18 protein-coding genes are annotated in these 22121 nt (G+C 46.4%); 4 read left to right on the top strand and 14 right to left on the bottom strand.

Going from position 1 to position 22121, the window contains the following annotated elements:
* Window positions 1–10 precede the first annotated feature (10 nt).
* The 14 genes from UXZ23_RS07295 to UXZ23_RS07230 form a co-directional block, all read right to left on the bottom strand.
* Complete coding sequence (locus UXZ23_RS07295; protein WP_075274362.1) at window positions 11–661, bottom strand: TetR/AcrR family transcriptional regulator; 651 nt, start codon at window positions 659–661, stop codon at window positions 11–13.
* A 217-nt stretch (window positions 662–878) separates the two neighbouring features.
* Window positions 879–1985: a purine nucleoside permease gene (locus UXZ23_RS07290; RefSeq protein WP_320819955.1), complete on the bottom strand. Its 1107-nt coding sequence runs from the start codon at window positions 1983–1985 to the stop codon at window positions 879–881.
* 37 nt (window positions 1986–2022) lie between these two features.
* Window positions 2023–3291 carry a hypothetical protein gene (locus tag UXZ23_RS07285; RefSeq protein WP_320819954.1) on the bottom strand — a complete coding sequence of 423 codons (1269 nt, stop codon included), beginning with the start codon at window positions 3289–3291 and terminating at the stop codon, window positions 2023–2025.
* Between the two features lie 48 nt (window positions 3292–3339).
* Window positions 3340–3981, bottom strand: coding sequence for an energy transducer TonB (locus tag UXZ23_RS07280; RefSeq protein WP_320819953.1), 642 nt, complete (start codon window positions 3979–3981; stop codon window positions 3340–3342).
* On the bottom strand, window positions 3981–4388 hold the full coding sequence (locus UXZ23_RS07275) for an ExbD/TolR family protein (RefSeq protein ID WP_015488393.1): 408 nt from the start codon (window positions 4386–4388) through the stop codon (window positions 3981–3983). The genes UXZ23_RS07280 and UXZ23_RS07275 overlap by 1 nt, the downstream gene beginning before the upstream one ends.
* Before the next feature lie 28 nt (window positions 4389–4416).
* Window positions 4417–4929, bottom strand: a complete 513-nt coding sequence (locus tag UXZ23_RS07270) for a MotA/TolQ/ExbB proton channel family protein (protein ID WP_320819952.1) — start codon at window positions 4927–4929, stop codon at window positions 4417–4419.
* Between the two features lie 16 nt (window positions 4930–4945).
* Window positions 4946–6325: a MotA/TolQ/ExbB proton channel family protein gene (locus UXZ23_RS07265; protein ID WP_320819951.1), complete on the bottom strand. Its 1380-nt coding sequence runs from the start codon at window positions 6323–6325 to the stop codon at window positions 4946–4948.
* A gap of 14 nt (window positions 6326–6339) precedes the next feature.
* Window positions 6340–7101: a DUF3450 domain-containing protein gene (locus tag UXZ23_RS07260; protein WP_320819950.1), complete on the bottom strand. Its 762-nt coding sequence runs from the start codon at window positions 7099–7101 to the stop codon at window positions 6340–6342.
* 68 nt (window positions 7102–7169) lie between these two features.
* Entirely contained in the window at window positions 7170–9575 is a 2406-nt protein-coding gene (locus UXZ23_RS07255) for a TonB-dependent siderophore receptor (RefSeq protein WP_320819949.1), read from the bottom strand.
* Window positions 9576–9916: 341 nt separating this feature from the next.
* Window positions 9917–11368 (bottom strand): adenosine deaminase, encoded by a 1452-nt coding sequence (locus UXZ23_RS07250; protein WP_320819948.1) that lies wholly within the window; start codon window positions 11366–11368, stop codon window positions 9917–9919.
* Window positions 11369–11381: 13 nt separating this feature from the next.
* The gene (locus tag UXZ23_RS07245; RefSeq protein ID WP_320819947.1) at window positions 11382–12494 is read right to left on the bottom strand and encodes a nucleoside hydrolase; all 1113 of its coding nucleotides are present in this window, start codon (window positions 12492–12494) and stop codon (window positions 11382–11384) included.
* 30 nt (window positions 12495–12524) lie between these two features.
* The gene (locus tag UXZ23_RS07240; RefSeq protein ID WP_276680088.1) at window positions 12525–13451 is read right to left on the bottom strand and encodes an ABC transporter permease; all 927 of its coding nucleotides are present in this window, start codon (window positions 13449–13451) and stop codon (window positions 12525–12527) included.
* Entirely contained in the window at window positions 13451–14530 is a 1080-nt protein-coding gene (locus UXZ23_RS07235) for an ABC transporter permease (RefSeq protein ID WP_320819946.1), read from the bottom strand. The genes UXZ23_RS07240 and UXZ23_RS07235 overlap by 1 nt, the downstream gene beginning before the upstream one ends.
* Window positions 14527–16050 carry an ABC transporter ATP-binding protein gene (locus tag UXZ23_RS07230; protein ID WP_320819945.1) on the bottom strand — a complete coding sequence of 508 codons (1524 nt, stop codon included), beginning with the start codon at window positions 16048–16050 and terminating at the stop codon, window positions 14527–14529. The genes UXZ23_RS07235 and UXZ23_RS07230 overlap by 4 nt, the downstream gene beginning before the upstream one ends.
* 293 nt (window positions 16051–16343) lie before the next feature.
* Between UXZ23_RS07230 and xdhA the strand changes: the two genes are divergently transcribed.
* The 4 genes from xdhA to alc are packed head-to-tail and all read left to right on the top strand — an operon-like array spanning window position 16344 to window position 22117.
* A complete protein-coding gene (xdhA, locus tag UXZ23_RS07225) occupies window positions 16344–17801 on the top strand; it encodes a xanthine dehydrogenase small subunit (RefSeq protein WP_320819944.1) in 1458 nt (485 codons plus the stop codon).
* Window positions 17798–20176: a xanthine dehydrogenase molybdopterin binding subunit gene (gene xdhB, locus UXZ23_RS07220; RefSeq protein WP_320819943.1), complete on the top strand. Its 2379-nt coding sequence runs from the start codon at window positions 17798–17800 to the stop codon at window positions 20174–20176. The genes xdhA and xdhB overlap by 4 nt, the downstream gene beginning before the upstream one ends.
* Window positions 20173–21129, top strand: coding sequence for a xanthine dehydrogenase accessory protein XdhC (gene xdhC, locus UXZ23_RS07215; protein WP_320819942.1), 957 nt, complete (start codon window positions 20173–20175; stop codon window positions 21127–21129). Before xdhB ends, xdhC begins: the two co-directional genes overlap by 4 nt.
* Window positions 21119–22117, top strand: coding sequence for an allantoicase (gene alc / locus UXZ23_RS07210; protein ID WP_320819941.1), 999 nt, complete (start codon window positions 21119–21121; stop codon window positions 22115–22117). Before xdhC ends, alc begins: the two co-directional genes overlap by 11 nt.
* The last annotated feature ends 4 nt before the right edge of the window (window positions 22118–22121 follow it).

The raw sequence follows: 22121 nt of genomic DNA, 5'->3' as shown, positions 1-22121 counted from the left end.
AGGGCATTCGCTAAGGTAAATTGACCTTTGGTGGTGGCTTTAAGCCGCAACCGGTCAAAATTATATCTTCTAAGAAGTCGCCGATGTGTTCAATATCATCTTCTTCATATTGGCGCTTGTTAGTCACTTCTAATACTTGAGTGTCAAAGTCGGCATAGTGCTGAGTTGCTGACCAAATCAAAAATATCAAGTGAGTTGGGTCTATCGCACGTATTTTTCCCTGATCGATCCAACTTTGAATGATAGTCGATTTATCTTTAACCCATTGACGCATCGCCTGGCTTATATGACTTTTTAAGTAAGGTGCACCTTGTATAATTTCCATCGCAAAAATTTTAGAGGCGTTGGGATGGGTATAAGATAGTCGAATTTTGGTACGAATAAAGCGACTTAGTACATCGGCAGGGTCACTTTCTTCAGACATATCCGCTAATACTTCGTTCCAGTTAGCAATAATGTTTTCGAGTAAAGCCAGATAAAGATTATCTTTATTTTTAAAATAATAGTGAATGTTTGCCTTCGCTACACCAGCTCGATCGGCGACGGCTTGCATGCTTGTGCCTTTGAAGCCGTGCAAAACAAATTCTTGTTCAGCAGCGGCAAGAATATTTTCGCTATTGCGTTCACGTATTTTACCCGGTTTATATTTTCTGTTGGTCATGCAGTATTTACCTTATTGCTCTGCCGCAGTATAAACTTTTGGTACGCAGAATAGTAAGGGTTGTTCGTACTATTCTGCTTTAGTAGGGATTCGCTAATCTTTGATGGTCAATACTAGAAGCCCCTTGTTATATGGAGGTAAGACGACATGAATGATTCCAGTTGGGTCACATTGGAGGGTGTTTCAGCCCCTAGCTTAGCGCTAGAGGCTGTATGTATTACTTTATATCCGCGGATGTTGGGATTTTATCTTTATATACATCCCAATTGGTGAGAATAGTATCCATTACTTTTGTGCCAACGACATAGGCAGACTCAAGTGACGCTTCTAAACCGGCATAGCCCTCGTTCTCTGCCAGTAGATTTTCTGCCGCGGTAACACCAGGAGGTGGCATAGTGTAGTTACTGCCCGTGCGCAATACCATGACACGGTCTTTATCGACCTTGCCGATATTATCGAGGAAAGATAAAGACATAAATGTGCCTGTATCTTCCATTGCTGAGGTAACAAATTCACCTTTACCTTCGGTCCAATAATCAGTCCACTTGTTGGCCCATTCATTCATTATTTCGCCATGCCAGAATGTCATCGCTGCAAGTTGGTCGCCTTTTAATACAAACGGTTTGCGCTGTGCGTTGGGGTGATTAACATAAAGTTTACGAGTTTCATCTAAGCTCTCGAAATCAGGAAGTACCATATCTTTGGTTAGATCGAACGCCCAATTCGTTAGCTCTGGATTCAACTGTAACATTTCGCCTGTTGGCGCTGGTTTATTCGGATCGTATGGCTTCTTAGTGTAACGAGCAAAATATCCCGTTTCCCAATCCGCTGGCATTTCGCGCGGATCAATTTCGTGCGCTAAATCGCCATCAACTAAGTATTCAGCCCAAGCGGCAGAACCAATAGATGCATCTTCTGGATCAATACCAGCAATACCGGCGATTAACCAATAGGCATGCGATAGGTCGAAGCGAGGGTCCATACCTAAAGCCATAGCTGCACCTGCCGAATGCGAGGTGCCTATGCCAGTTACCATGCCCAGCACGCCGGTTTCTTCATTCATGTAGAGGTCGTGATAAGAATTAGCAAATTCGAACTTGGTATCGAGGTGCTGGCGCTCCTTCCATAGCTGGAACTCACCCGCAGTATCGCCTGTGTCTTCACCAATTTCGAACATAGTAACAACCACAAACTTAACGGGAATGGGTTTTACTTCGGGGTTTGCTGAACCATTTAATGTGGTATCGGTGCTGTTGTTGCAGCCCGTTAATATAGCGGCGCTTAACGCACTGAGTGTGAGTACTTTCATTAAAGGTTTAATCATTGCTCTTTCCTAATTATGAATATAAAAACAGGTGAAATTAACTATTCTGGTTTATCCAGTTATGCTGGCGCTTTAAATCTTCGGCATACTTCAGCCAACTTTTAGCGCGGCGTTCGGCATAATCGTAGGCAATGGCATTGCGAAAGGCTTTCATGCCATCAGAAAATTTAGTTTGTTCGGTTAGGGCAATACCGAGCGATACCCATACATTGCCTGGCTTATCGACATCTTTTGATAGCGCTGATCTAACGGCTTCTTCGGCCTTTTCCCATTGAGCTTTTTCAAGGTATAGGTTCGCAATACGAACATAGGGATTACCGCTACCAGTAACCGTTGCAAGCTGTTCAAAGGCTGTAATCGCTTGCGACGATTCTTTTGCTGCAACCCATGCATTCGCTAATAGATCTAAATACTTTTCGTTTTTTGGCAGGGCTTCTTTATCGATAGCTGCGGCTAAGAGACGGGCGCCGTGCTCGGGAATCCCCTCTGTAATTGCTAGTTGGATCATGGAACGAATAGAGCTTTCTTTATCTAAAACGCCACTTTTCCACGCCAATTGCAGTGTTGCTAGGCCTTTTAGCTCATCTCCGCGGGTAATATAAACGCTGGCTAGCTGCTCCCAATAAGAAGGTTTTTCCGGCCAAAGCGATATTGCTTGTTTTAATGTTGATTCAGCACCTTTGTAGTTCTTAACCTCAAAATAACAAGCAATCAGCAATTGAAACCAACTCTCCTTAGGACTTTCACTCTTATTTATAGCAGCGCTGGCGTAGGGGATTGCATCTAGATAGTTCTTAGTTTGAGCAAAAATATTCGCCATAAATATGGATTGATCCGGAGTAGGATTCTCCAGTGTGCTAAACCATTCTTTAGCAAATGTCAGTGCCTCATTGAATTGGCCTTGAGCGGCATATAATTGTGCAACCATGTAGCCAACGCTGTATTTTATGCTTTCTGGTAGTCGATTAAGATCCAAGCTCTTACGCAAATACGCGATGGCTTTGGGATAATCATTTTTACCCATTTCGGTGTAGCCCTGCATTTGCAGGACTAACGCTGCATCAATTGAATCGGCTTCAACCTCTGCATAGAGTTCTGCGAGTGCCTTTGTTGCTTCATTAAGTTGGTTTGCCGCAATTTGTTCTTGAATTGCAGTCAGTTTCTTATAGGTTCCAGAGCTTACTGAATCGGCGGCAGCATGAACTTGCCCAACGGAAAATATAAGATACACCGCGATTAGACAGGCACTCCAAAATCGACCATGCCGAACGATTCTGCTGTTCATTTGATCTTGTATATCCATCATACAATCCTAATCAATGATGACGACGGCACCGAGACCATCGCCCTCTAATTATTGGTTTAAAGTAAATTCAATCGTTTGCTGAGCGCGTTGAGATTGCGGCTGGCCATTGACAATTTTGGGTCGGAATTTCCATCGTTGCATGGCTTGCACAGCAGCGCTGTCAAATAAGCGTGGAGGTTTAGATTCCGTCACTTCCACATCAGCAACCGTGCCATCGGGACGAATGGTAACGGTCATAGTGACATAACCTTCTAGCTTGGCTTGCTTAGCTCGTTGTGGGTAAGCGGGCGGTACGCGCACCATGGGTATCACATCGGTATCAAACCCAGCCATGCCGTTACCTACTTGCATAGTTCCCAATGCCGGCCCTTCGCCTTGATTAATTCCCATGCCAATATTGGGCATATTCATACTCAGACTAGCCGCAGCGCTGTCGAACGAGTTCGATAGCGAATTATCCGGTGTCGCTGGCGGCGGTGTTTCTGGTGGGGGTGGCGGATCGGGTAGACGCCTATCCTTGGTGGCAACGTCTTGCGACGAAGTATCGACACGAACAAAGTTAAGGTAGGTTTGGTTGCGGTCGGGCTTCTCAAACATACCATCGGTCGCTACCATCAATTGCATGGCTGCAAAAATCAGCAAACCAAACACGATGGCGGCGCCGATACTAACGACGTGTTTTAACACCATTACTTATTCTCCGACGCCACTGACACCGAGGTTGCTCCAGCTAATCGCGCTTGGTCCATCACTTCAATAAGAGCACTGGTGTTTGAATCGCGATCGGCAACGATAATAACGGCAGCACCTGGGTTTTCAGCCAGAGACTTTTCAACGTTGGCCCGTACTGCACGCTTATCCACTTCACGTTTGTCGATAAATACTTGGTTGGCTGCAGTAATTCCTATCTGAATACTATTGGATTCTGATACGACGGATGTTTCTGCATTCGGTCGTGTAACATCGACTCCTGATTCTTTTACAAAAGTTGAGGTTACGATAAAGAAGATCAGCATAATGAAAACCACATCTAGCATCGGCGTTAAGTCGATTTGGTTTTCTTCGTCTTCGTTCATTAAAAACAAATTGTTATTCATACAATTTCCTCACTGATGCGGCGCATCATTAATGTGTCGGCATGCTTTGCTGGGTATTGCGCAGCTCTCTGCTGTAACGACGATTAAGCTCAGTAGCAAACGGAATTGCTAATAACGAAATTACCATCCCTGCCATGGTTGGGATCGTTGCGGCACTGACACCATTGGCCATGGCGCGTGGATTTCCTGATCCCATATATGCCATGACTTCAAATACCTGGATCATCCCAGTGACCGTGCCGAGCAACCCCAACATAGGGAGTAGAGCAATTAAGCCTGTAATGAGTTTTAAATTACGCAGCATTAAACAGTCGATCTCGGACACAAGTTGATTGCGAATTTGCAACGAAAACCAAGAGGTTTTATCGCTATTTGCTTCCCATGCTTGAGCACTTAATCGACGCTGTGTTGGATACTCGCGTAGGAAGAACCAGTAACGTTCGAATATTAAATACCAGAGTAAAAATGTCGTGGCTAAAATTGCCCATAGTACTTCTCCTCCAGTATTTAAAAAATCCAAAAGATAGGTTTGCATATCCATTTTGATGTGCCTCTACTTACGACTTTTGGCTAGCAATTTCAGCGGCTTTTTGTGCCACCATGCCAGACGCTTGCTCGCCAATGACCTTGCTAAGCTGTTGGTTCTTACTGGTGAGTAAGTTGCTAGCCAGTAATAACGGGATTGCCGCGCATAGCCCTTCGACTGTTGTAATTAAGGCCTGAGAAATACCGCCAGCCATTAACTTAGGATCACCAGTACCGAATAAGGTAATTGCTTGGAAAGTACCAATCATGCCGGTCACTGTACCTAATAAGCCCATTAACGGTGCAATTGCCGCCATCACTTTGATCGTTGATAAGCCTTTACGCATATCGGTGATGTCTTTAAACACAACTTCATCAAGTTTCTTCGAAATAACATCTAGGTCGTTAAGATGTTTATTTTCGTAGAAAGCAATCATCATGCGGCCCAATGGATTGTCATCGGATGGATGATCCATATCTTTTAATTGGCGCTTCATGCGTCGAGATACGGCCGATAAACTCAAGAAGCGCATCAGTACGATCAACATACCGACGATACCGACGGCAATAATGGCGTAACCAACTTCTTTACCTTGTTGCACACGTTCTAAAAGACTTGGCGACTGCACAAGTAACCCAAGCAACGCGCCACGCGAAGGATCAATAGCGAAATTAACCTCACCAGCGGTACTGGTGATATCGGCGGCAGTATCTCGAATATAGCCTGCTGGTTGACGCGATAACTCCACCAGTTGCTGGCTATCAGAAGCGTAACTTAGGTATTTATTATCGGTGACTATATTAAATGTGCCGACACGAGTTACGGCTGCATCATAGGTTTCACCGCTTGGCTTAACAACTTTTGCATCGAAGCGACTGACGGCAGCGGACTCCGAAATTTCTTGCAGCATTAGTCCCCATAATTGCTGCATTTCAGCAATGGTAGGTACTTCTTTGGCTTTAGCTAAAGTACCGATCTGTGCTGTACGATCAGGGAATTCAACGGTAATAACCGAGTCAAACATCACTTGCTGAGTATCTCCGGCGATTTGGCGGAATACCCCAAATAACTCCCCGAGATTTCCGGTGCGACGATCAAGTTGTGTACTTAATTCGGATAAAGATACTTCGTTATTATCGAATTCAGTTTTCAATTGTGCGCGCAGCTTTTCTTGTTCTGCTAACTGAGCATTGACATCCGATAGCATTTTCTTTTGCTCGCCGGCGGCGGCACGGAAGCGCTGCTCACGTTCGCTGTTGTGTGATGCTTCAGAACTAATGTCTTTAGAGATTTGTTGATATAGCTCTTGCAAGGTGTCAGCTTGACTAACGGCGCTAAACGACAGTGCTAGCGATAGCGTTAAACCAGTTATTGCTGAAGATAAGCGGGACGATTTTGGTAATAAATTCATGGTAACAACACTCCTTAAAGTGCAGGCGCGTTGACCGGAAGGGTCAGCAGTTCTGGTGGCATTTGTTTGCGGGCTATACGCAGTCCATCACGGATGCTATTGCGATGGCTGGAATTTAACATTTCCCAAGCGTTACGTTCCGAATCCCAGCGGCCGCTCTCGGAGCCATCCAGTGTTTGGTAATATAAGCCGACACGACCAATGCGTAAGAAATCGACGGTTCTTGGTTCGCTCGTATCGTTTGCTACGAGTACGTCACGATAGGCCTCGATGGTGCGACCAAACTCCATTTCAATCTGATAGGCTTCCATAATGCGGCGATATTTTTCTCCAGCACTTACGTTAGCTTGATCAATCAGTATGGTTAGGTTTTCAAAACGTTCTTTTCGATCATTCAATAAAAATGGAACATCTGCTGCGATAATATCTCCTAGCGTTGTGGTCATCTTTAGCATCAACGGCAAAGCACCAGTTTCAATGCTATCGATGTCATTAATCTGTTGATTAATACTTACAATTTCGCTTTTTTGAGATTCAACTAACTTAGCCATTTGTTTATTGAAAATGGTTAAGCTTTCTAAGCGTTGCGCTGCGACTCTATACTTTTCGAAATCAGACGTGGTTTGATCAACTAAGTTGTTGATGTTTTTTTGGCTGGCAGCAGCACTTTTATCAATTTTTTCTTGCCCAGCTAGGCTGTTTTCTACCGCACTGACCGGAGCTGCAATTAATGCAGATGCGAGCAGTGTTAATGTCAGAGATTGACGCAATACCATAGTAAGCCCCGGTATTTATCGGGAGGTCAGAGACCTCCCCCGTTAGTGAAAAGTGTGACTAGCCAGGTTCAGAATTTAACTGAAGCACTTGCAATAAAGTGACGTGGCAATTCGGGTAGTACGATGGTTGCACCGAATAAGTCTGGGAAGTTAGCGCGGAAGTAGCGCTCGTCGGTTAAGTTTTTACCTTGTAAACCGAAGTTCCAATCTGCCACGGTGTACTTAACACCCGCGTTGAATACCGTGTAAGAAGGCAATTCAACAGACTTCGAGAAACCAGAGTAAGTTGAGTCTGCATGGACTGCGCTACCAGTAATGTTGAACTTATCTGTAATGGCATACATTGCAGTTAAGCTATACATATTTTCTGGAATACCGGCTTTTTTCGATTCTTCTTCGTTACCAACAAGATTCAAACCTTTCAGAACATAGCCGTAGTAGAGTGAAGGATCACTCACACCGGTTGTATCTTCAGCACCTAGGAATCCAAACTGTGTACCATTTTCTTCAGCGGTTAAGTTAAATACTTCCAAGTGAGTAAATGCACCGGTTAAAGTTAGTTTCTCTGTCGCTAGGAAGCGGAATTCGCCTTCAAAACCTTCGCTTTTAGTGGTGTTGTTACTCACTTGGTCTTGCGCTGAATAGTTAGTACGTTCTTGGGTAAAGTAGGCACTAGAAAGGTATAAACGATCATCGAATAAACTTGCTTTAATACCTACTTCTTTCAGGGTTGAGTCAGCAATGGCATCACCCGATTCGATTAAATCTGGGGATATCTCTGAACCCTGACCAATGACCATCGTGGCTTGTTTCGATGCAGTGATGTACGGCGTTACACCGATAGGGAGTGTGTAGGATAAGCTTGCTGTCCATGATGTTGCGCTATCGGTGTCATCTGCGCTTATGGCGCCACTACCGTCGTGCAGTTTTTCAGCGATATCTTTGCTCTTCATATCGAAGTAATCATACCGAGCACCTAACAACAGGGTTAATCGTTCAGCAAAGGTGTAGTCTGCCAAGAAAGCTAAGCCAATATCCGTGTATTCACCTTCTTTATAACCGGCATAGTCGCTGTCTGTTCTCGTCGCTAATTGCTTAGCGTCTAATGCAGTGGATGGTCCTGTTAGATCGCGGCGGTCGAAGTATTCATAGTCGTAGTCGTCGCCTTGAATAAAGCTGGTATAGCGCACTGATGGCGATATTTGATAGTTAGCTTTGATCGAGTCGCCGTGGTCCATTGAAAATGCAAAGATGACCTGATCTTCTATTGCATACGAATCGACGAATTGAGAGAAGCCATACGCATTTTCGTTGATGTTTTCGAGTTTTTCGTAAAATAGTTTATTAGTAACACTCGAAGTGTCGCTGAAGTCATGAATGGTATCAAAGTACAACGTACTCACTTTGGTGCGTAAGACGTCGTCTGGTGATACCAGTGTTTGATTGCCGTCGAGTTTAGCTGTTCCGACATTTTCTAATGCCCACGCTGGATCCAAATCGGCATCGGTAGCCGCGGAACCCGGAACAAAGAAATTGTTGGCTGCTGTGCCTGACCATGCATCAAATTCATCCGGTGAATTAAGTCCGTCGCCATTAGTATCGACGCTTTGTGCAGTTCCCGTTATGTATGTGCCATTATCAATTAAGTCTTGTGTAAGACGGTTCCAACCAGCAACTTGATTGCCGTCGAAATCCTGATACATACCGCCAAATTCAACCCGTGTTTTATCGGTTAAATCCATATTGAAGGAGGCTTGATAAATACTTTGATCGGTTGATGAATTATCGTAGTAGCTACCTGAGTTTTCGCTTTCTGCGTAAACGTAATAGCCCAGTTTCTTGCCTGAAATTTCTGCAGGGCCGCCCACTTCTGCCGTCAGTACATTTTTGTCCCAGGTCCCTTTGGTAATACCAATCTCACCGATCGGCTGTTCTAGGTATTGTCCAGTTTCTGCGCGTGCCGATTTAGGTTCGAAGTTTAGATAGCCCCCAATTTTTGATGGACCATAAATAGGCGATGCTGGTCCACGGACGATATCAATACGATCAGATGCACCAATTGGGGTAGGGTAGTTACCAGGGTTGTTCACACGGCGAACGCCACGAAAATATACCTCGCCCGGTGTGCCGCGCACGTCAAGAGAACCGGCAACACCAAAGAACGACTGGGTGAAAGCGCCTGGAGAGATTAATACTAAGTCGTCGATATCGGTAATCGCGTAACTGTCCAGCATGCTGGCGCTAACGGAAGTAACACCGCGTGGTGTTTCTAAAATATTTTTGTTAAAACCAAAAACAGACTTTACCGGCTCAGTTGGCATTATACCCATTGTGTCTTCAATGGTGCTTTCAGCAGTGTAAGTTTCTAGCTCTACAACATCTTCTTCGGCTGCCGACACCAAGGCTGGTGCTGCGAACGCGAGTCCAATGACAAGGGCTAATTTATTGAGGCGAAAGGATTTTTCGTCAGTCATTCTTGCTCCCTCCAAAAAGGATATATTGCAAAAAGTTATTCAAAAAGTGGATTTTAAAATTGAACTTAATCTGACTTGAGCAATGCATATGCCAAAACCCTGTCCAATTGGTCATATTTTTGAATCCGGATGGAAATAGCCAGAATCTCAGCTAAAAGTCCGATTTTTTTTATACAAATCGGCTATTTGGTCAGGTTTTTATCAGAAAATCATGGGAGCCAATAAAAACGGTTGAGAAGTGTTATGCAGAGTGAAAATAGGGGCGTGAAATTTGACTTAACTTTGCACTATTTTTGAGCCTTGAAAAAAATAAGGCTCAAAAATAGGCATACTTAGAATGACTATTCGTGGAGTAAACAAACGCTGTAGTAATTGCATAAGAATTGGTATGACACAGGAGTGACATTCGCCTTCTTTAGCTTTCCCGACGCAGCTGTATCTTCGAAATGCTTGATGCGTTCTTCGTAGGTTTTGATGAGTGACGCCTTCGTTTTGTCGTCGACAAAGCTGTATTTTAGCGAGTTGAGCGACAATGTTTTGATTTCTTCCCAGCCCAAATTAAATTCTTTCACTGCAACAAAGAATTCGTCGGTCATATTCGAATCCCACATTCCACGGTCATCGGTTGACAGTGCTACAGGAATGCCAATGCGCAAGTATTCTGGAAATGGGTGTTGAGAATATTCGTCGACGTACTCTAATAGTAAGTTAGAGATAAGATTGATCTCTACCATATAGGGTCCATGACGCATTTCCCGCATCAATTCGTCGTCGGTAATGAGGTTAATGCCGTGACCAATGCGATCTGCACCTAAAAGAAGCGTATCGCGAACATGTGAGTTTGGTTCGTCGACTTCACCGGCATGAATAGATAACTTCACATTGGTGTATTTACGGCGCAGTTCTCGCAGTGTTTGCAAAAAGCGCATCGGGTGACCTTTGTCGTTATCTTCACGGCCAACCATATTAACCGCTAGATACAAATCGGAGTGCGCAGAAACAAACGTGTAGTCACGGATCAACTGCTGTTCGGCACTGGGTACAAAGCGCAAAATGGATTCTTGCAAGCGTACGGTAACCCCAGTGGCTTTTGCATCCGGTTGTTTCAGCCGCGCTTTAATCATAGCAACAAAGTCTTCGTCGCTGACTTCGGTACCGTCAGCGAGTTGGTAGCCTAAGCTACCCATCATCGGCTCCATATAAATTAAGCCTTCAGCACCAAAGGCTTGCATGTTTTTTACTAAAATCTCTAACATCAGGTACGGGTTGTCGGTCAACTCATAAAGGCGCTGCCAGTGAGTTTGGAAGAATTCGTCACGACCTTCTCCTTTGCCGTTTAAACGGATGGCGTTTAAAAATGCCGCTTTCTCTTCGCTATTTAGATCTTCAAGACGTTTGTATTCGCTTTGTTCACATTTTGACATTGCCGTGTAGGTGCGCTCTGTCACGGTTTTAAATAGCAACAAATAAGGGCTACCAGCAAATTCATTGCTGCCATAGGGCACACAGTTGTTGATGGTGGTCTTGGTAAAATAGCGATAACCATTTTTGCTTTGATCTAGGGCTAGGTCGTACCACCACTCGGAACGAGCAGCGCCAGAAATATGATTGTGTAAGTCGCCGCCTTTCGGCATGGCATAGAGAAAGGTGTAGAGGTCTTTATCGGATGCTGTATTTTTGAATTTTTCAAACCAGTCCATATCGGCGTAAGACGATGAGGCATACATAGCGGTAGAGCAGATAAGCACTGCGCTTGCTGTAATCTTTTTGAGTGAGGAAGCGATACGTTTCATAGCAAGTCCTGAATTAAGGTTGGCTAATGATGGTTTGAAATTCGGTAAACACATCGGCAGGGCGAGTATTCATACATACTTTTGTGGTTGGGCCTGAGCTTGCGGCAACGACCTGTCCGGCGTTGGCAGCATTTAAATGCTGGCGTGCTTTTCCACTGGCTGCGGTCGCTGGCATGGTTAGATCTGAGGTGCCGAAATACGGGGTGTCACCAGCCATTTCAACGACGGCGGTTAACGCGACATCGGGTCCTTCGCAGAGCGTTGGATTAGCGCTAACAATGGCGGCCATAACATCCCAGAAGTAATATTCTCCGGTATCAATAAACCAGCGATTATTGTCCATAACGCGATCAACAAATTGCCCCGCTGGATCACTGACCATTAGTTTTAAGGCATCGGCAAAACCATGGGTGACGCGTACTTTATTGGTGACATCTAAGCCCACCATGGTTTTATGAATAGCGCTGGTGAGCACGATTTGAGTCGCCAGAGGATCTATAAAGTAATTCCACTCTGAAACCGTATTTGGATGTCCCGCGGTAAATTTAGGCACAATAATATTGCCCCCTTGCTGATAGCTACCGCCCATCATGATCAGTTCAGCCACTTTGCTTTGATCGTCGGGATAACGTTGTAGCCATTGCGCAATGTTCGTTAATGGCCCTACAGCGACAATGGTTAACGGCTGATCGCTATTAATAATGGTTTGATGAATTAATTCGGCAGCATGCAGGCTTGCCTGAACATTAGCACTGGGGTGCTGCAGCCAATGACTCATGTCGATACCCGATAAGGTATCGGAATCAACGCGCCACGGTTGTGGAAATACAAAATAGCCATCGAGTGGATAATCATCACCACAAGCAATAGGGACAGAGCGGTCACTCACCAGCTTGAGTAAATTCGTTGCATTATCTAGCCCTGCTTGGCAGTGACTTTCGCCACTGTTTGATACAGTAATAGCGCGAATATCAATGCTAGAATTTTTTTCTAGATATAACAGCGACAACCAATCATCAATGGCCATATCGGTATCGAAAATAATGGCCCTCTTAGCATTATCGGCATGGCTATTTGAGGCTAGGCTTGCAGCGACTAGCAGCAAGCAAAATACGTGTTTAAACATAGACACTCGGTTATTTAACAGTGGCGATAACTAGACCATAGGTTTAAAGGGTTGGCCGATGGAGCGCGGCGCACTCATCTTGGTTTTAGCTGCATCCGAGGATAACCAAACCAAGACTAAAATAGTGGCGACATACGGCAGCATGGCCATGACATTGGGGTGTACTTCGAAGCGAGTGCCTTGCAGTACCAAGTGCAAAATACTGGCAAAGCCAAATAACCATGCACCGAGCATGATGCGTTCGGCTTTCCAGCTGGCAAATACCACTAGGGCTAATGCAATCCAGCCGCGTCCTGCGGACATACCTTCGGTCCACATAGGCGTGTATACCAAGGATAAATAAGCACCCGCCATGCCTGTCATCGCGCCACCGAACAGCACGGCACCATAGCGAATGGCTTGAACTGGAATGCCGATGGCATTGGCGGCTTCTGGATTTTCACCAACCGCGCGAATACTCAAACCCAAGCGAGTCGAGCGAAATACCCAATAAATCGCTAAAAATAAGACAAACGATAAATACACTAGAGGGTCATGCTGAAATAGCACGCGGCCGATTACTGGGATATCGCTTAGTACGGGAATATAAATCGACTGAATGCCTTCTAAGCCAATTCCGACGTAAGAAGCACCAATAAAGGCACTTAAACCACCACCGAAAATCGTGAGTGCCAAACCTGTGGCAATTTGGTTGGTCGCAAGGGTTATCGACAACCAGCCGAATAGCAGCGCCATGGCACTGCCGCCGATCATGGCGAGTGCGACTCCTAAGCCATAGGAGCCAGTAACGTAAGCGGCGATAAAACCAACCACGGCACCAACCAATAACATGCCTTCTTGGCCAAGGTTTAATACGCCGGATTTTTCGCACACCATTTCGCCTAAGGCAATAAGGATGAGGGGCGTTCCTGTTCGCAGAGTGGCGTATAAAATATTAGTGATTAAATCAATGTCCATTACAGGTCTCCCGTCGCACGAGTACGCGGCGTAAATACAATGCGATAACGAATTAGCAGGTCGGCGGCTAGCATGAAAAAGAGCAGCATGCCTTGGAATAAACCGGTTAACGACTTAGGTAAGCTCATTTCTATTTGAATCATTTCGCCACCCATAAAGGTAAGCGCGAGTAAAATACTGGCGAGGAAAATACCAACGGGTTGCATGCGTCCAAGAAAGACGACAATGATCGCTGCATAACCGTAGCCCGGTGATACTTGTGGGATGAGCTGGCCGATTGGGCCGGTAACTTCCGAAACGCCAGCAAGGCCGGCTAATGCACCGCAAGCTAATAAGACAAACCACGTTAATTTTTTCTCGCCAAAACCTGCGTAGCGTGCCGCCTTGGCATCTTCGCCCAGCACCGTAATTTGATAGCCAATCCAACTACGTGCTAAAACAAAACCAAGAGCAATAATGGCGATAAAGCTAAAGATTAATGAAATATTTAACCGATAATCGTCAGCAAATAACGGCAATATAACCGCATCAGCAAAAGTTGCCGACTCGGGAAAGTTAAAGCCTTCAGGATCTTTTAATGGCCCATGCACGGCATACAATAAGGCATTAAGAGCAATGTAGTTGAGCATAATGGTGGTTAAAATTTCGTTGGCGTTAAACCGAGTTTTTAACCAAGCCGCTAAACCAGCCCACAATAGTCCTGACGCGCTGCCGCACAGGAGCACCCAGATTAAGGCCCAGCGCGAGCTGTCTTCGCCAAATTGCAGTGCCGCAGCACTACCGCCAAGGGCGCCCATAATAAATTGCCCTTCGGCGCCGATATTCCAAATCTTTGCGCGATAACACAGAGTTAAGCCGGTGGCGCAGAGTAGCAGGGGAGCGACTTTGATCCCCAGCTCGGTAAGGCCATAGATGTCACTTATCGGTGCTAAAAAGAAGGTATATAGAGCGGTGATTGGGTTGTGTCCGAGCAGGCCGAACAATAATCCACCGGCGAGCAAGGTCAGGGCGATGGCAATCAGTGGCGATACATATCCCATGAGTGCGGAGTCATTTTGACGCGCTTGCAACTGAATCATGCGCATTGCTCCTGTTGGTCGCTAAATTCGCCCGCCATCCATTGCCCTAACTGACCGATGCTTACATCATGAGTGGGTTTTATTGGGCTTAGCCGTCCGTCGCAGAGTGCACCGAGGCGATCGCAAATTTCATACAGTTCGTCGATATCTTCCGAAATAACTAAAATTGCTGCGCCTTGATCCCGCAATTCAATTAGGGCTTTGCGAATTAAAATGGCGGCACCAATATCCACGCCCCAAGTTGGGTGAGAGCACACGAGTAATTTCGGCTGTTGACGAATTTCTCGGCCAATAATAAATTTTTGTAAGTTACCACCCGATAAGCTTTTTGCTTGAGCGTGAGTGCCAGCGCATTTAACGTTGAAATCGTTAATGACCGCTTCGGCGAAATCGTTCACCTCGTGCTGACGTATCCAGCCGTTGTTAAGCAAGCCGCAGTGACTGCTGCTGAGCAGCGCATTGTCGGTAAGGCTCATATTGGGTACGGCACCACGTCCTAAACGTTCTTCTGGCACAAAGGCAAAACCCAACTCGCGGCGTTGGCTGGCAGACAACTTGCCAATCACATCGCCGTTGAGGATAACCTCGCCGGCGTCGCGCATATCTTCACCGCTGAGCACCGCCATCAATTCTTCTTGGCCGTTACCTGCAACCCCAGCAATGCCTAATATCTCGCCTTTTTTCACATTGAACGACACGTCTTTTAACGACATACCGAACGGATCGACCGGGGTTAGTGATAACGGCTTCACTATTAGCACCGCTTCGCCGCCCACCCGTTTGCTAAAACCTTGCTCTAGTGGGGTTTCATCACCCACCATTAAACGCGCTAAGGTCATGCTGTCGCAGGACTTAGGTTGGCAATGACCGGTAACCTTGCCATTGCGTAGCACAGTCGCTTGGTCACATAACGCACGCACTTCATCTAACTTGTGTGAGATGAATAAAATGGCGCAGCCTTCTGCTTTTAAGCGATTGAGGGTGATGAATAGCTGTTCCACCTCTTGCGGCGTAAGGACGGATGTCGGCTCATCTAAAATCAATAAGCGAATGTCTTGTAGTAAGCACCGTACGATTTCGACACGTTGACGTGCTCCTACCGATAGTGAGTGCACGTAACGATCAGGATCAAGTGCCATGCCGTAGTGTTCCGATACTTGGCGAATACGATCACTGAGTGCGCGGCGATTACGGGTTTGGTCTTTAGGGAGGCTAAGAGCGATATTCTCTGCCACCGTTAAGGTTTCGAATAAAGAAAAGTGCTGAAACACCATACCTATGCCCAATTCGCGTGCATGTGCAGGGTTGCGTATCTGAGTTGGCGTACCTTCCCACAGCAGAGTGCCGGCATCGGCCGCTACGATGCCGTAGATGATTTTCATTAGGGTGCTTTTACCGGCCCCGTTTTCACCGAGCAGGGCATGGCATTCGCCCGCCGCTACAGCAAGGTGAATATCATCATTGGCAATGCAGCCGGGATATTGTTTGCGGATGCCCCGCAGTTCGAGTCTTGATGTCACGTTAGCTAAACCTGATGGTGCAAGAACAACAGCTTTTCAAAAGCTGACTAGATGGACAAGATGTTAGCAATTAACTTGCCAGTATCTATTCTTGAATAGAATGAGGTTTCAAAATATAAGCTTGACCAGTTGGTCAGGAAATTGCAGGCTGGAAAATAAGGTAAACAAGACGGCTCCTCGGGAAAGTTCAATCAGCCCAGTCGTTATAGGTGATATCGCAGGTTTAGCGATCACGCTATGCGCGTTTTAAGCCCGAGTTTCTTGGTATTTTTAACAAGAGTGTAGGATAGACAGTGATACGTTTTAATTTAAATGGTGAATGGATCGAAGATGGGAATATTGACCCCATGTGCACCATTCTCAATTATTTGCGCACTCATATGGCGCAGACAGACGTGAAGGAAGGTTGCGCAGCTGGTGATTGTGGCGCATGTACTGTGATGCTCGCTAGCCTCGATAACGGTCAGCTTTCTTTCTATACGGTCAATGCCTGCATTGCCTTAATGGCGCACCTGCACAATCGCTATATTTTTACTGCGCAGGGTATTGCTCAACAGCCGTTACACCCAGCGCAACAAGCCATGATTGATTTCCATGGATCGCAATGTGGATTTTGTACCCCTGGTATCGTGATGTCGCTAGCGACTCTGTATCAGCAGCGACTGCAACAGGGTATTGATTTAAATATTGTGCCTAGTGATCACGATATTCATGCCGCGTTATCGGGTAATTTATGTCGGTGCACCGGTTATCAGCCTATTGTCTCTGCGGCTCGTCATATGGGTGATTATCCCAAGAGGGATTGTGCTGAGCAGGTACAAGCAGCCGCTGTTGTAGAGTTCGATCCTAATGTAGGCGTTAGCCGTGAGCCGTTGCAGCAGAGTGCCTCCTCACAATTATTTATGCCGCAGACCGAAGCCGAATTAATTGCACTATTGCAGCAATATCCAACGGCGCAATTGTGGGCCGGAGGCACCGACTTAGGGCTAGCGATTACCCAACAATTTAAAACAATGGCGTGCGTTATTGTGCTCGGTCGAGTGCAGGGTTTGTCTGCGATTGAAATACAGAATAAGCAAATGTCGCTGGGTGCTTTGTGTAGCTACAGTGACGTTGAACAAGAATTAACAACCCGTGTTCCTTCACTCGCCGAGTTAGTGCAACGAATAGGCTCACGCCAAATTCGTAACCTCGGCACTTTGGGGGGCAATATTGCCAACGCATCACCTATCGGCGATATGCCCCCCGCTTTTTTAGCATTAGGAGCGGAAGTAGAAATTAATGGTATTTATGGTCTGCATACCATAGCGCTAGAGCAGTTCTTTACTGGTTATAAGCAAACTCAATTGCGTGCTGGGGAATACATTCGTCGAATTATTTTTAATTTACCGCAAGAAAATGACCATGTATTTCTGTGGAAAATCAGTAAACGTCATGACGATGATATCTCAGCGGTCATGTTTGCCCTCAAACTCAGCATTGAAAATGACACCATTATTGCGGCTAAGTTAGCCTTAGGCGGCATGGCGGCGACACCGATCAGAGCGTATCACGTTGAGTCGGGGTTGATAGGTCAGCCCGTTAATCTAGCTACATTTAAACAGGCAGGCAGCTTGCTTGAGCAAGATTGCAGTCCGATGTCGGATGTCCGTGCGAGTGCAAGCTACCGCCTGCAAGTGGGCAAGAATTTATTGCTACGCGCAGCGCTCGAATTAACCCGTGGGACACTACAAGCAGAGGTTGCATCATGAGCCACTTCTCTGCATTTCCACCGTCATCCGAAAGTTTTCGTCGTCGCCCAGCGAAAGGCGGGCGTGGTGCCAGCGTTACTCACGATAGCGCCGAGCAACATGTCACTGGTGCGGCACAATACGTTGATGATATTCCCGAGCTAGCGCGAACATTACACGCGGCGATTGGTAAAAGCCCGGTGGCTAAGGGCACACTAACCCAGTTAGATTTATCTCCAGTACGCACGGCGGCCGGTGTGGTTGATGTGGTCACCATTGCTGATATGCCAGCGGTAACCGATATTGGCCCTGTGTATCAGGGCGACCCTATTTTGGCAGGGCCGGAATTACAATTTCACGGACAAGCGTTATTTGCGGTTGCTGCTGCTACGTTTATTGAGGCGCGTAAAGCTGTTGCTCTGGCCGCCATTCAAGTGGATGAACAAATACCGACACTGACTTTAGAGCAAGCGTTAGCCAGCGGTGAACGGGTGCGACCTGATCATAGGATGGTTAAAGGCGATGCGAAAAAAGCGCTCGCCGGTGCGCCAAATACGCTCACCAATACGCTGTATAACAAAGGCCAAGAACATTTTTATTTAGAGAGCCAAGTCAGTTATGCCGTACCAACGGATGATGGTGGTATGACGATTTATACGTCGTCGCAGCATCCATCAGAAGTACAAAAGCTGGTGGCTGAAGTGCTTGGCATAGCCATGCACAAAGTAACCGTCTTAGTGCGTCGTATGGGGGGTGGTTTTGGCGGTAAAGAAACTCAGGCAGCGCCGTGGGCGTGTTTAGCGGCGGTATTGGCGGTGCGCAATAAACGCCCGGTTAAGCTGCGCTTGGATCGCCAAGACGACATGGTATTAACCGGTAAGCGTCACGATTTTTTTACCCGTTGGACCGTGGGTTTTGATGACGACGGTCAGTTAATTGGGGCCGATATTCATCTTGCTGGATTATGTGGTTTTTCACCGGATTTATCCGATGCCATTGTTGATCGGGCCATGTTTCATGTCGACAACGCCTATGATTTTCCAGCTATGGCGGTGCTTGGTCAGCGGTGCAAAACTAATACTGTATCGAATACCGCATTTCGAGGGTTCGGTGGGCCGCAGGGCATGATCGTTGGCGAAGCCATGATGGATGATATTGCCCGAGCAACCGGACTAGATCCTTTGGATGTTCGTCTAAAAAATCTCTATCAAAATGGCGATAAAACCCACTATGGTCAGCCGATTGAAGATTTTCATATCGAAAGGCTTATTACACAACTTGAGCGAGAGTGTGAATATCGTCAGCGCCGTCACGACATTACTGAATTTAATCAGCAGCATCCTTATTTAAAACGCGGGTTGGCGTTAACGCCGGTGCGTTTTGGTATTTCATTTACGGTGCAGCATTTAAATCAAGCGGGCGCACTCATTAATATTTATACCGATGGCAGCATTCAAATAAATCACGGCGGCACAGAAATGGGCCAAGGTTTATTTACTAAGGTTGCGCAGGTAGTTGCCAATGAATTTAGCGTTGATCTTGATTACGTGCAGGTAACCGCTACGGCCACCGATAAAGTCCCTAATACCTCGCCAACGGCGGCGTCATCAGGCTCAGATTTAAATGGCAAAGCGGCACAAGCGGCCTGTCAGACCATTAAGCAACGGTTAGTTGATTTAGCGGTCGAGCACTTTGGCGTTGCGCCTGATGATGTGCACTTTATTAACAATCATGTTGTGGTTGGCGTTGGTGATAGTGCGCAATGGTTTACCTTTGCCGAATTCGTACAGCTAGCCTATGAGCAGCGCGTGTCTTTATCTGCAACCGGTTATTATCGTACGCCTAAGATTTTTTATGATCGTGATACTGCGAGTGGTCGACCATTTTATTATTACGCTTTGGGCGCATCTTGCAGTGAAGTCGAAATTGATACCCTTACCGGTGAATATCGGGTATTGCGTACCGATATTTTGCACGATGTTGGCGCGTCGTTAAGCCCTGCGATTGATATCGGTCAAATTGAAGGCGGTTTTGTGCAGGGGATGGGTTGGTTAACCACCGAAGAATTAACTTGGGATGCAAAAGGTAAATTGGCGTCGGCCAGTGCCGCGACGTATAAAATTCCAACGTCGATGGATGTACCTAGCATTTTAAACGTACGCCTGTTTGATCAACCTAACGCAGAAGAAACCATTTATAACTCGAAGGCCGTTGGTGAGCCTCCACTCATGCACGGTATTTCTGTTTGGTGTGCATTACGAGATGCCGCTGCCAGTGTGGCGAATTATGCAATTAATCCACCGCTGGATACGCCAGCAACTCCAGAACGTGTACTTGCTGCGGTGATGGCCTGCCAAGCGCACAATGAAGGCCTAGTGGCGGAGCAGATATCATGAAACCAAGAACTTGGCAGCAAGCGCTTGCCTATTGCGAGCAACAAGGCTGCGCTTATGTGATTGCGACTATTATTGGCCGCGCAGGATCTGCGCCGCGAGATCCCGGCAGTAAAATGATCATTACCGCCGATGAGCAATTCGATACGTTAGGCGGCGGTGAGCTGGAGTTTTTACTCAGCCAGAAAGCACGGCAGTTATTGTTGCAAAACACATCAACCCAAAGTCTAGAAATGATTCCGCTGGCGGCGAAAGCAGGGCAATGTTGTGGCGGTAGTGTCAGTGTTTTATTGGAATCCTTTTGTGCGCAACGTCCTGTGCTAGCGGTATTTGGTGCGGGTCATGTCGCGCGTGCGTTAATGACTATTGTTCAACACTTACCGATTCAAGTGCACTGGATTGATAGCCGTGAAGAGCAGTTTAAACTCGCGCATTCGTTAGAGTTTCCACTGCAATCTACTCTTAATAGCAACATTAAAATCTTAGTCAGTGACGACCCCGTGGCGTCACTCAATGCTCTGCCGAGTGGCGCGCAGCTAGTTATTCTTACCCATAATCATCAACTTGATTTCGACCTGCTGGTCGCGGCGTTAACCCGTGGAGATTGCAGCTTTGTTGGTTGTATCGGCTCGGATACTAAGCAAGCACGATTTACTCAACGTTTGCGCCATCAAGGCTTTAGCCCAGAGCAAATCGCAACCGTGACTATGCCTATAGGTCATGCCGATATTTTTGGTAAATTGCCAATGGAGGTCGCAGTATCTATTAGTGCCCAGTTGATAGCCTTGCATCATGGGCAGCAGGATCGCAGCTTGCATCAAGGGTTTTCGGCAAAAGAGCTACGCGCAAACGAACATTGGATGGCGTTACGAAAATCGACGACGAGTACAAATCCAACAACTGAAATTTCAACTTTACCGCTCGCGGTGACGGCAGGTCCTTTTTATGAAGAATGAAGTACATCCCTATACGCAATGGGTGGATTTAGCGAGTCGTCAGTTAGGCGGACAAGTGCTGCAATCGAGCGATGATTTTTTTGCCGAAATGGAAAATTTAATCAAACCCGATGCGCCGGTATTTATCGACGGTAAATATACCGACCGTGGTAAATGGATGGATGGTTGGGAAAGTCGACGTAAGCGCGAAGAAGGCCACGATTGGGCCATACTACGCCTAGGTGCGGCCGGAAATATTGTTGGCTTTAATGTTTGTACGCGTTTTTTTGCCGGTAACGCGCCGAAACAGATTTCAATTGAAGCTTGCTATTCCAGTACGACGCCAAACGCAGATACCGAATGGACTATGTTGATCGAGCAGCTTGATGTTCAGTCCGACAGCGACAACTTTATTGATGTTGGTCACGGCGCAGATTCGGTTTGGAGCCATCTGCGATTGAATATCTTTCCTGACGGTGGCGTTGCTCGTTTACGGGTATATGGCAAAGCTGTTCTCAATAAAGATTGGCTACTACCGAACGAACCCGTTGATCTGGCAGCGGTTAGCAATGGTGCTCGCCCGTTAATGTGCAGTGATATGTTTTTTAGCTCGATGAATAATTTATTAATGCCGGGTCGAGGCGTCAATATGGGCGATGGCTGGGAAACAAAACGCCGTCGCGGTGGCCGAGAAACCGACTGGATCATTATTGCCTTAGCGGCTCCTGGCACTTTGCATAAAGTATGTGTTGATACCGCGTACTTTAAGGGTAATTTTCCTCATTCATTCACTTTAGATGCGCTCTACATGCCGAGTGGCGAAGTGCATCCTGATAGCGCTTGGCAACCCGTAATAGAACGACAATTACTCAGTGCTGACTCTGAGCATTTTTATCGAAACGAAGTCATTAACACTGAGCAAGTATTCACCCATATTCGCCTGAGTATTTATCCTGATGGTGGTGTTAGTCGATTACGAGTTATTGGCTATCCAGTGTCAGAGGAGTGAAGCA

It is taken from the genome of Thalassolituus sp. (genome assembly GCF_034111725.1).
In the GTDB taxonomy this organism is placed as follows: domain Bacteria; phylum Pseudomonadota; class Gammaproteobacteria; order Pseudomonadales; family Oceanobacteraceae; genus Thalassolituus.
The sequence above is the reverse complement of the archived record's forward strand: the minus strand, read 5'-3'. Positions and strand labels throughout refer to the sequence as shown.

Bases quoted from the DNA above. Each gene is read 5' to 3' on its own strand.
- UXZ23_RS07295 (WP_075274362.1), bottom strand. From the start codon at position 661: ATGACCAACAGAAAATATAAACCGGGTAAAATACGTGAACGCAATAGC.
- UXZ23_RS07290 (WP_320819955.1), bottom strand. From the start codon at position 1,985: ATGATTAAACCTTTAATGAAAGTACTCACACTCAGTGCGTTAAGCGCC.
- UXZ23_RS07285 (WP_320819954.1), bottom strand. From the start codon at position 3,291: ATGATGGATATACAAGATCAAATGAACAGCAGAATCGTTCGGCATGGT.
- UXZ23_RS07280 (WP_320819953.1), bottom strand. From the start codon at position 3,981: ATGGTGTTAAAACACGTCGTTAGTATCGGCGCCGCCATCGTGTTTGGT.
- UXZ23_RS07275 (WP_015488393.1), bottom strand. From the start codon at position 4,388: ATGAATAACAATTTGTTTTTAATGAACGAAGACGAAGAAAACCAAATC.
- UXZ23_RS07270 (WP_320819952.1), bottom strand. From the start codon at position 4,929: ATGGATATGCAAACCTATCTTTTGGATTTTTTAAATACTGGAGGAGAA.
- UXZ23_RS07265 (WP_320819951.1), bottom strand. From the start codon at position 6,325: ATGAATTTATTACCAAAATCGTCCCGCTTATCTTCAGCAATAACTGGT.
- UXZ23_RS07260 (WP_320819950.1), bottom strand. From the start codon at position 7,101: ATGGTATTGCGTCAATCTCTGACATTAACACTGCTCGCATCTGCATTA.
- UXZ23_RS07255 (WP_320819949.1), bottom strand. From the start codon at position 9,575: ATGACTGACGAAAAATCCTTTCGCCTCAATAAATTAGCCCTTGTCATT.
- UXZ23_RS07250 (WP_320819948.1), bottom strand. From the start codon at position 11,368: ATGAAACGTATCGCTTCCTCACTCAAAAAGATTACAGCAAGCGCAGTG.
- UXZ23_RS07245 (WP_320819947.1), bottom strand. From the start codon at position 12,494: ATGTTTAAACACGTATTTTGCTTGCTGCTAGTCGCTGCAAGCCTAGCC.
- UXZ23_RS07240 (WP_276680088.1), bottom strand. From the start codon at position 13,451: ATGGACATTGATTTAATCACTAATATTTTATACGCCACTCTGCGAACA.
- UXZ23_RS07235 (WP_320819946.1), bottom strand. From the start codon at position 14,530: ATGATTCAGTTGCAAGCGCGTCAAAATGACTCCGCACTCATGGGATAT.
- xdhB (WP_320819943.1), top strand. From the start codon at position 17,798: ATGAGCCACTTCTCTGCATTTCCACCGTCATCCGAAAGTTTTCGTCGT.
- xdhC (WP_320819942.1), top strand. From the start codon at position 20,173: ATGAAACCAAGAACTTGGCAGCAAGCGCTTGCCTATTGCGAGCAACAA.
- alc (WP_320819941.1), top strand. From the start codon at position 21,119: ATGAAGAATGAAGTACATCCCTATACGCAATGGGTGGATTTAGCGAGT.